Source organism: Peptoniphilus hominis (ex Hitch et al. 2025), assembly GCF_040096015.1.
In the GTDB taxonomy this organism is placed as follows: Bacteria; Bacillota; Clostridia; order Tissierellales; family Peptoniphilaceae; genus Peptoniphilus_A; species Peptoniphilus_A hominis.
Genome location: NZ_JBBMFO010000070.1, coordinates 1 through 1,078, shown reverse-complemented (window position 1 = coordinate 1,078; position 1,078 = coordinate 1). Strand labels below are relative to the sequence as shown.

Annotated in this window: 1 protein-coding gene and 1 pseudogene; both read right to left on the bottom strand. The window is 28.8% G+C overall.

Going from position 1 to position 1,078, the window contains the following annotated elements:
- On the bottom strand, positions 1-830 hold an 830-nt coding region (locus WMO19_RS09785), incomplete at its 3' end, for an IS3 family transposase (RefSeq protein WP_349171675.1).
- A pseudogene (locus WMO19_RS09780) lies at positions 815-1,078 on the bottom strand (helix-turn-helix domain-containing protein); the annotation flags it as partial. The gene WMO19_RS09785 and the pseudogene WMO19_RS09780, both read right to left, overlap by 16 nt.

Here is a 1,078-nt window from a genome sequence, read left to right as displayed (position 1 = left end):
CCTAATTTTTCTTTTATTCTATCTTTATTGTAATATTCGATATATTCTTCTATTGTTTCTTTTAATTCTTCGTATGAGTAGAATTTTTTGCCATAATATATTTCTTGTTTTAATATCCCAAAGAAGTTTTCCATTGGGGAGTTATCTAGGCAATTGCCCCTTCTTGACATTGATTGGGTTATTCCTTCAGCTTCAAGCTTTGATGTGTATTGTTTTATTTGATAAGCCCATCCTTGGTCTGAATGAAAGATTCTCTCTTCTTTATTTATACTAGTTATTTCTATTGCTTTGTCTAAGGCTTTTAGTATTGGCTCTAGTGTTGGTTGTTTTGATATTTCATAGGATATTATTTCACTGTTATACATATCTAGGTAGGGATTTAGGTAAAGTTTTTTTACTTGATAGTTTCCATTTTTATCTTTTTCTAGGTATTTGAATTCTGTTGTGTCTGTTGTTATATATGTGTTGGCTTTTTCTACTTTAAAGTTTCTATTTATTTTGTTGTCTGCTACTCTTCCTATTGTTCCTTTGTATGAGGAGTATTTTCTTGTTTTTCTTGAGAAGTTTGTTACTTGAAGTTTTAGTTTTTGTATTAGTCTTTGAACTTTCTTTTTATTTATTAGTAGTCCTTGTTTTCTTAGCATTGCTGTTATTCTTCTGTATCCATAGTTTGGATTGTCTTTTCTAATCTCTAGTATATTCTTCTCTACTTCTTCATCTTTATTTGTATTATCCAATCTTTCTTGCCAATACATGTAGCTTGATTTTGGGAAGTTGAAGTATTCTAAAAGATCTTTTAGTTTGAATCTATCTCTTAGTGATTTAACGATCTTAGATATTCGTCTATTTCTGGTTCTGTCATCTGAGAGAATTGAATCTTTTTTTTTAGAATTTCTACTTCCATTTGAAGATAGTAGTTTTCTTCTCTTAGTTTTTCTAATTCACTCAATTCTTCTTTTGTTTTATTACTTTTGTTTTTTAGTTTTTTATTTTTATCTGTGTTTGGCATATTTGAAGGTCTTCCTCTCTTTTTTGCTTTCAGTCCTTCTATGCCTTTTTCTCTAAATTCTTTAACCCA